The sequence below is a fragment of the Vibrio sp. 10N.286.48.B8 genome, from assembly GCF_003050085.1.
GTDB classification, from domain to species: domain Bacteria; phylum Pseudomonadota; class Gammaproteobacteria; order Enterobacterales; family Vibrionaceae; genus Vibrio; species Vibrio crassostreae.
Genome location: NZ_PIGD01000039.1, coordinates 1 through 7858, shown reverse-complemented (window position 1 = coordinate 7858; position 7858 = coordinate 1). Strand labels below are relative to the sequence as shown.

Here is a 7858-nt window from a genome sequence, read left to right as displayed (position 1 = left end):
ATGTGCTCACGAGTTTGAGGCATAGGGCCGTCAGTCGCAGCAACAACTAGGATACCGCCGTCCATTTGTGCAGCACCAGTGATCATGTTTTTAACATAATCCGCGTGTCCTGGACAGTCTACGTGTGCGTAGTGACGTGCTGGAGTATCGTACTCAACGTGAGAAGTTGCGATTGTGATACCGCGCTCGCGCTCTTCTGGAGCGTTATCGATAGATGCGAAATCTTTAGCAACACCGCCGTACACTTTTGCAAGTGTAGTACAGATAGCAGCAGTTAGAGTTGTTTTACCGTGGTCAACGTGGCCGATAGTACCAACGTTTACGTGCGGTTTCGTACGTTCAAATTTTTCTTTAGACATGGGGTGTCCCTCTAGGTACGGATTAGGTGGCTTAAAATAAGACCACGCAACCAAAAAAATGGTTTTCTTTATTAAAGGAGAAGAAGCTTTAGACTGGTGCTAATACCCAGAGTCGAACTGGGGACCTCACCCTTACCAAGGGTGCGCTCTACCGACTGAGCTATATCAGCACACAAAATGAGTTGGAGCGTGCAGCGGGAATCGAACCCGCATCATCAGCTTGGAAGGCTGAGGTAATAGCCATTATACGATGCACGCAACACGTAACTCTGTTTGAGCTATTTAACCTTTAGAATATGGTTGAGAGGGACGGATTCGAACCATCGAAGGCAGTGCCAACAGATTTACAGTCTGCTCCCTTTGGCCACTCGGGAACCTCTCCAAATTTTGAGCTTTCTCTCGCTTGCCTTAGAGGAAGGGAGAAAGTGGTGCCGACTACCGGAATCGAACTGGTGACCTACTGATTACAAGTCAGTTGCTCTACCTACTGAGCTAAGTCGGCACAAGTGGGGCGCATTTTATTGAATGATTTTCCACCTTGCAATAGTAAATTGAAAAAAAGTGCAAAATTCTCTTACCAAACTCCTACATACGCCAATTTAGCTCAAGGTTTCCATCTTTAACACGCATCTAGCACAGGAAGATATTTTATTTATCTATCGCTTGATGTATTTTCCATGCACTTGTTTTGTTATCCACTATAGAGTTTTGTATGAGCCCATTTATGTCATTTGACCGCGAACGCTGGTCTGAGCTAAGGAATTTAGTTCCGATGACACTTTCTGAAAGCGACTTAAAAGAGCTTCAAGGCATCAATGAAAAACTCACAATGGAAGAGGCTGTGGAGATCTATCTACCACTTTCTCGGCTGTTGAATCTCTATGTAGCAGCCAGACAAAACAGAAACTCGGTACTTCACGAGTTCCTAGATAAGAAAGAGAAAGCGCCACCTTTTATCATAGGTATTGCAGGTAGTGTTGCGGTTGGTAAAAGTACAACTGCACGACTGCTTAAAGCCCTACTCTCTCGTTGGGAAAACCACCCAAAAGTTGAGCTAGTCACAACGGACGGTTTCTTATACCCAAATGAAGTGTTGGAAGAGAAAGGGTTGATGAGTAAAAAAGGCTTCCCTGAGTCTTACGACATCAAGCGTCTTGTGAACTTTGTCTCAGATGTTAAAGCGTGCAAAAGAAATGTCACCGCACCGGTATACTCGCACCTAACTTACAACATTACTGATGATGTTAAGTGTGTCGACCTACCCGATGTACTTATTATTGAAGGGCTTAATGTCTTACAGAGTGGCATGAACTACCCACACGAACCGCATCGTGTGTTTATTTCAGACTTCCTTGATTTCTCACTCTATGTTGATGCTGACAGCCAGCAAATCAAAGAATGGTACATCAATCGTTTTATGAAGTTTCGCGATGGCGCGTTTACTAAACCTGGCTCGTACTTTAGTCATTACACTAAGTTATCGAATCAAGCGGCACTGGATAAAGCGGAAGGTATCTGGAGTTCAATCAATGGCTTGAACCTTGAACAAAATATCCTTCCGACAAGAGAAAGAGCGCACCTGATTTTGCGAAAAGGCGCCGATCACATGGTTGAAGAAGTGTTACTCAGAAAATAGTAACGCCTTAATCGCCTTTTCTTAGCGATATTTCACCACCAATATAACTCTCGAGGCCATTCTCTGTTTTGAGTAACACGGCACCTTGTTCATCGATGCCCTGAACAACACCTTCAATTTCTCTAGGTCCAATAATCAACCTAACATTGCGACCTAAGAAATTATCTAAGCGATTCCAACGCTCTACAAAATTGGACATTCCTTTCAGTTCATAATCCACAAGAGACTTGTCCCAAGCATTGATCAGAGCCTGCGCTAATTGGTTACGATCAGGCACCTTTCCGTCACACACTTCTTTAAGAGAAGTCCACGGTTGACCAATACCTGATGTCGTTGGATCCATAGATAGATTCAGCCCTAAACCAATAACAATATGAGCTGCGCCACCCGATTGCCCAGAGAGCTCGACCAAGATACCCGCGAGCTTCTTGTCATTGTGGTATAGGTCATTCGGCCACTTAAGCTTGATGCCTTCAACGCCCATCTCTTCCAAAGCCTCTACAACGGCTACTCCAACCACAAGGCTTAAGCCCATCGCAGCAGCCATCCCTGCGTCGAGTCTCCAATACATTGAAAGGTAGAGATTTGCACCAAATGGCGATACCCACTCTCGTCCGCGACGTCCACGCCCCGCAGCTTGATATTCAGCAATACAGACAGAACCCGATTCGAGGGTGTTAGTACGCTCTAATAGGTGTTGGTTTGTAGAACCGATGATTGGAATCAGCTCAAGAGAAGCATCGCGACTAACTGCAGACAATTTTTCTTGGTCAAGCATATCTAAACGGCTAGCTAGCTTGTAACCCTTGCCTTGTACTCGGTAGATATCTAAACCCCACTCTTGAATACCTTTAATGTGCTTGCTGATAGCCGCTCGTGATACACCAATCATTTCACCTAGCTCTTCACCTGAATGAAACTCACCGTCAGCAAGACATCTCAATAGTGCAAGCTTGGTACTATGTTCTCTCATACCAATGACTCCAAAGCCTTATCTAGGTTTGTCTCACGGTCTCGTCCCATAAAACGTACTTCATGTTCCAATCGAATATCGAATTTATTCAAAACGGCCTGACGTACTCGCTCTGCAAGCTTAAGGATATCCACAGCAGAAGCCTCATCAGAATTGATGATAACCAATGCTTGGTTAGGGTGAACCTGAGCGCCACCTTCTGTCACGCCCTTGAACTGGCATTGATCAATCAGCCAGCCAGCAGCGACTTTGATCATGTCATTACTCTCATAGCCGACAATGTTTGGATATAGAGCTAACAGGCGATCAAAATGATCTTTGGTGATCAAAGGGTTTTTGAAGAAGCTGCCCGCATTCCCTTGTATTCTAGGGTCTGGCAGCTTACTCGAACGAATAGCACACACTTCATCAAATACAGTACGAGGAGAGAGACTATCGGCTGCTAGGCTTTTTAACGGGCCATAGTGATTGCATGGCTCCCACTCTTTCGGCAACGTTAAACCAATCGCAACAACAATCGCTTTACCGTAGAGAGCATGTTTGAAAATAGAATCTCGGTAACCAAAGAGACACTCTTCCTTGCTTAATCGCTTAACTGTATAAGTATCCAGACATAGGATATCAACGTACTCGCATATGTCTTGCAGTTCAACGCCGTACGCACCAATATTCTGAATCGGAGCAGAGCCTGAACAACCGGGTATCATTGCTAGATTTTCTAGACCACCCAGCCCTTTATCGACACTCCACTTAACCAAACTAGGCCAATCCTCACCACCATTAACATGTAGATGGTGATGGCTATCTGTCTCGGTTAACGTAATCCCGGCTAACTGGTTCACAATAATCAGGCCTGCAAAGTGCTCAGTAAAAAGCATATTACTGCCCTTACCCAATATTAACTTTGGCAAAGTTGACCACTTAGGGTCTTGATAAACCGTAATCAGTTCTTCGATAGTCGTGACTTCAACCAACGCATCACAAGTCTGATCGATGGAAAAAGTATGAACGTTTTTTAAACTAGCATTGAGATGGAATTGCATGACGATATTCAATTAACTTACACTGCAACCATTCTACAGCAGATAAACCAGTGGCGCAGTGACTGAATGAACAATGTCATCATTACCCAATTAGACCCCGTAAAGGTTCCCCTCGTAAAACGTTTCTACAAGGAACATTATCCGACAGGGAAAGCCAATAAGAGTGAGCTTATCTATTCGTTACTGATGGATAACGAGCTTTGTGGTGTCGTGCGTTTTCGGACGATAGAAAATACTCGCTTGCTCACCGGAATGGCTATATCAAAAGAACATCGTGGTAAGCAATTAGGCTCTCAGCTTATGGATTATTGTGCTCAGCATACGCTAACAGATAACGACTACTGCTTTGCCTACGCGCATCTCACCAGCTTTTACTCACGACATCAGTTCGTACAGATCGCTCCAGAACAGCTACCCAATGGCTTAAGAGTTTTATATGAGCGCTATTCGAATAGCGGAAAAGATCTCATTCCTATGCATTTTCAGCAAAATTGTTAGAGAATGCCTCGATTATCTAGTATTTGATGCTATCCCTTTGGTAAAATTAAAGGTTCGCAATTTTGCATATTTTTAAGGTAAAACAGTCAATATGATTGCCAGTAGGAATCCATTCATACAGTTGCCAACCATAGCGCAGAATCCTGACAAGTTTGAAGTACTACTATCAGCGCAAGAGTTTCGAACTCGTCTACTTGATGAGATATCTCGCGCAACGACTCGTATTAGTTTAGTCGCTTTGTATCTTGAAGATGATGAGGCTGGCCGTGAGATCCTAACTGCCTTATATGAAGCAAAGCAAAAGAATCCAGAATTAGACGTGAGCGTTTGTGTCGACTGGCACCGAGCGCAGCGTGGATTGATCGGCGCAGAGTCTTCTGAAGGCAATGCAGCCATGTATAAAGAGTTCGCAGAAAAATATCAGCACGCTGTGCCTGTCTATGGCATTCCAGTTCGCGGTAAAGAAGTCTTTGGCGTATTGCACTTAAAAGGCTTTATCGTCGATGACAGCGTGATATACAGCGGTGCAAGCCTTAACAATATCTACCTGAATTACCATGACCGCTATCGCTTTGATCGTTACCACGTTTTAAACAACGTAGCGCTTGCGGACTCGATGTTTACCTACGTACACGAACAGATGGTTGCGGACAGCGCTGTTTATGACTTGGCTGATAAGAACAAGCCTGCGACCAAAGAACTGAAACCAGCGATTCGTCAGTTTCGTGCATCATTGGCAAGATCTCAGTATCAATTCGATGGTCAAGAGGTTTCAGCAGACCAAGTTGCTGTAACACCATTGGTTGGTATCGGTAAGAGACGTAACCGACTGAATCAGGGAATTAATCAACTCGTCGCTCAAGCTAAAGATGAAATCTTTATCTGCACACCTTACTTCAACTTCCCACCTAGCCTAGCTAAAGAAGTGAAGAAAGCGCTTAAGCGAGGCGTAAAGGTCAGCATTGTTGTTGGCGATAAGACAGCAAATGATTTCTTTATCTCGCCAGAAGAAGAGTTTAAAACGATTGGCGGTTTACCATACCTTTACGAATTGAACTTACGTCGTTTCGCTAAAGCGAATGAAGCTCATATAGCTAGCCGTAATCTATCAATTCGACTTTGGCAACACGATTCCAATAGCTTCCACCTAAAGGGGATTTGGGTCGATAAGCGCTACATGCTACTAACAGGCAATAACCTAAACCCTCGAGCATGGAAGCTAGATCTAGAGAACGGCATCTTTATCCAAGATAACTACCATCACCTAACAGACAAATTCCAAGCTGAAGTGGATAATATCCTTCAACACACTCAGCTTATCTGTACTTATAAGCAGTTAGACAAGATAGAGAGCTACCCGACGGAAGTTCAGAAGTTGATTCGCAAGATCACTCGCGTGAAAGCCGATAGAGTGCTTAAACAAATACTGTAGTCGATGTTAAAAATAACCATCTATCAACGCCTAGCAAACGCTAGGCGTTTTTGTATCTACGAGATAGCTAAATCCCTCTTTAGAAGGTGCAACAGAAAAAGTTGAAAGAGCCACCTTCATTCGTCAGATTTGAGAGCAAACAGCGCCTGTCGGTTTCTATAGAGACACCTCAATAGGTAGCAATGAGGTCTGTACCAAAAGTCCGAAGTTCATACATCAAAAACGACGAAAGCCTAGTCGTCAGACTAGGCTTTCTAATATGTGCAGGAATAGCGTGAAGTGCAGGGGCTCGGTATCTTAACAACACTCATACAACCTAACAGCAAAACACTTTTCTTCAAATGTAAAAAAGCCCTGCTATTGCTAGCAGGGCTTTTCTAATAAGTGGCGGAGTGGACGGGACTCGAACCCGCGACCCCCGGCGTGACAGGCCGGTATTCTAACCAACTGAACTACCACTCCGCAGTGGACTACTTGTCGTCGCTGACAAGTCGTTCATAATTTAAAGCCTGGCGATGTCCTACTCTCACATGGGGAAGCCCCACACTACCATCGGCGCTATTGTGTTTCACTTCTGAGTTCGGCATGGAATCAGGTGGGTCCACAATGCTATGGTCGCCAAGCAAATTTTGCTTTTACTTTCAGTTTTTAAAAAACTGAAGGCAAAATAATCTGGAAAACTGATTTAAAATTCTCTTCAAACTCATTCAAGTGTTTGGTATTTCTTTGAGTCCACAAAACCCCTTGGGTGTTGTATGGTTAAGCCTCACGGGCAATTAGTACAGGTTAGCTCAATGCCTCGCAGCACTTACACACCCTGCCTATCAACGTCGTAGTCTACGACAACCCTTTAGGACGCTTATAGCGTCAGGGAAAACTCATCTCAAGGCTCGCTTCCCGCTTAGATGCTTTCAGCGGTTATCGATTCCGAACTTAGCTACCGGGCAATGCCATTGGCATGACAACCCGAACACCAGAGGTTCGTCCACTCCGGTCCTCTCGTACTAGGAGCAGCCCCTTTCAATTTTCCAACGCCCACGGCAGATAGGGACCGAACTGTCTCACGACGTTCTAAACCCAGCTCGCGTACCACTTTAAATGGCGAACAGCCATACCCTTGGGACCGACTTCAGCCCCAGGATGTGATGAGCCGACATCGAGGTGCCAAACACCGCCGTCGATATGAACTCTTGGGCGGTATCAGCCTGTTATCCCCGGAGTACCTTTTATCCGTTGAGCGATGGCCCTTCCATTCAGAACCACCGGATCACTATGACCTGCTTTCGCACCTGCTCGAATTGTCATTCTCGCAGTCAAGCGGGCTTATGCCATTGCACTAACCACACGATGTCCAACCGTGTTTAGCCCACCTTCGTGCTCCTCCGTTACTCTTTGGGAGGAGACCGCCCCAGTCAAACTACCCACCAGGCACTGTCCGTAACCCCGATTCAGGGGCCAACGTTAGAACATCAAAACTACAAGGGTGGTATTTCAAGGACGACTCCACCACATCTAGCGACGCGGTTTCAAAGTCTCCCACCTATCCTACACATGTAGGTTCAATGTTCAGTGCCAAGCTGTAGTAAAGGTTCACGGGGTCTTTCCGTCTAGCCGCGGGTACACTGCATCTTCACAGCGATTTCAATTTCACTGAGTCTCGGGTGGAGACAGCGTGGCCATCATTACGCCATTCGTGCAGGTCGGAACTTACCCGACAAGGAATTTCGCTACCTTAGGACCGTTATAGTTACGGCCGCCGTTTACCGGGGCTTCGATCAAGAGCTTCGACCGAAGTCTAACCCCATCAATTAACCTTCCGGCACCGGGCAGGCGTCACACCGTATACGTCATCTTACGATTTTGCACAGTGCTGTGTTTTTAATAAACAGTTGCAGCCACCTGGTATCTGCGACTCTC

6 protein-coding genes, 5 tRNA genes and 2 rRNA genes are annotated in these 7858 nt (G+C 45.4%); 3 read left to right on the top strand and 10 right to left on the bottom strand.

From position 1 onward, the window contains the following. From CWO08_RS23390 to CWO08_RS23370, 5 genes are all read right to left on the bottom strand, one after another. On the bottom strand, positions 1-359 hold a 359-nt coding region (locus CWO08_RS23390), incomplete at its 3' end, for a GTP-binding protein (RefSeq protein WP_240508197.1). A gap of 94 nt (positions 360-453) precedes the next feature. After that, positions 454-529: transfer RNA gene (locus CWO08_RS23385), tRNA-Thr, on the bottom strand. A 13-nt stretch (positions 530-542) separates the two neighbouring features. Further along, positions 543-617, bottom strand: a tRNA-Gly gene (locus CWO08_RS23380). A 39-nt stretch (positions 618-656) separates the two neighbouring features. Continuing rightward, positions 657-742: transfer RNA gene (locus tag CWO08_RS23375), tRNA-Tyr, on the bottom strand. Between the two features lie 43 nt (positions 743-785). Next, positions 786-861: transfer RNA gene (locus tag CWO08_RS23370), tRNA-Thr, on the bottom strand. 210 nt (positions 862-1071) lie between these two features. Here CWO08_RS23370 and coaA point away from each other — a divergent pair. Continuing rightward, positions 1072-1995 carry a type I pantothenate kinase gene (coaA, locus tag CWO08_RS23365; RefSeq protein WP_048657856.1) on the top strand — a complete coding sequence of 308 codons (924 nt, stop codon included), beginning with the start codon at positions 1072-1074 and terminating at the stop codon, positions 1993-1995. 7 nt (positions 1996-2002) lie between these two features. Here coaA and birA read toward each other — a convergent pair whose 3' ends face one another. Beyond that, complete coding sequence (gene birA / locus CWO08_RS23360; RefSeq protein ID WP_102479601.1) at positions 2003-2968, bottom strand: bifunctional biotin--[acetyl-CoA-carboxylase] ligase/biotin operon repressor BirA; 966 nt, start codon at positions 2966-2968, stop codon at positions 2003-2005. After that, complete coding sequence (gene murB / locus CWO08_RS23355; RefSeq protein WP_102479602.1) at positions 2965-4011, bottom strand: UDP-N-acetylmuramate dehydrogenase; 1047 nt, start codon at positions 4009-4011, stop codon at positions 2965-2967. The genes birA and murB overlap by 4 nt, the downstream gene beginning before the upstream one ends. Before the next feature lie 66 nt (positions 4012-4077). On the opposite strand from murB, the gene CWO08_RS23350 reads away from it, so the two are divergent. Both CWO08_RS23350 and pssA read left to right on the top strand, forming a co-directional pair. Continuing rightward, the gene (locus CWO08_RS23350; RefSeq protein ID WP_102479603.1) at positions 4078-4509 is read left to right on the top strand and encodes a GNAT family N-acetyltransferase; all 432 of its coding nucleotides are present in this window, start codon (positions 4078-4080) and stop codon (positions 4507-4509) included. Positions 4510-4600: 91 nt separating this feature from the next. Beyond that, positions 4601-5941, top strand: coding sequence for a CDP-diacylglycerol--serine O-phosphatidyltransferase (gene pssA, locus CWO08_RS23345; protein ID WP_102479604.1), 1341 nt, complete (start codon positions 4601-4603; stop codon positions 5939-5941). A 385-nt stretch (positions 5942-6326) separates the two neighbouring features. On the opposite strand, the gene CWO08_RS23340 is transcribed toward pssA, so the two are convergent. The 3 genes from CWO08_RS23340 to CWO08_RS23330 form a co-directional block, all read right to left on the bottom strand. Next, positions 6327-6403: transfer RNA gene (locus CWO08_RS23340), tRNA-Asp, on the bottom strand. 45 nt (positions 6404-6448) lie between these two features. Then, positions 6449-6564 (bottom strand): 5S ribosomal RNA (gene rrf, locus CWO08_RS23335). 132 nt (positions 6565-6696) lie between these two features. Next, positions 6697-7858 (bottom strand): 23S ribosomal RNA (locus CWO08_RS23330); the annotation flags it as partial.

Excerpts from the sequence above, each read along its gene's own strand:
- birA (WP_102479601.1), bottom strand. The coding sequence starts at position 2,968 with ATGAGAGAACATAGTACCAAGCTTGCACTATTGAGATGTCTTGCTGAC.
- coaA (WP_048657856.1), top strand. The coding sequence starts at position 1,072 with ATGAGCCCATTTATGTCATTTGACCGCGAACGCTGGTCTGAGCTAAGG.
- pssA (WP_102479604.1), top strand. The coding sequence starts at position 4,601 with ATGATTGCCAGTAGGAATCCATTCATACAGTTGCCAACCATAGCGCAG.
- CWO08_RS23350 (WP_102479603.1), top strand. The coding sequence starts at position 4,078 with ATGAACAATGTCATCATTACCCAATTAGACCCCGTAAAGGTTCCCCTC.
- murB (WP_102479602.1), bottom strand. The coding sequence starts at position 4,011 with ATGCAATTCCATCTCAATGCTAGTTTAAAAAACGTTCATACTTTTTCC.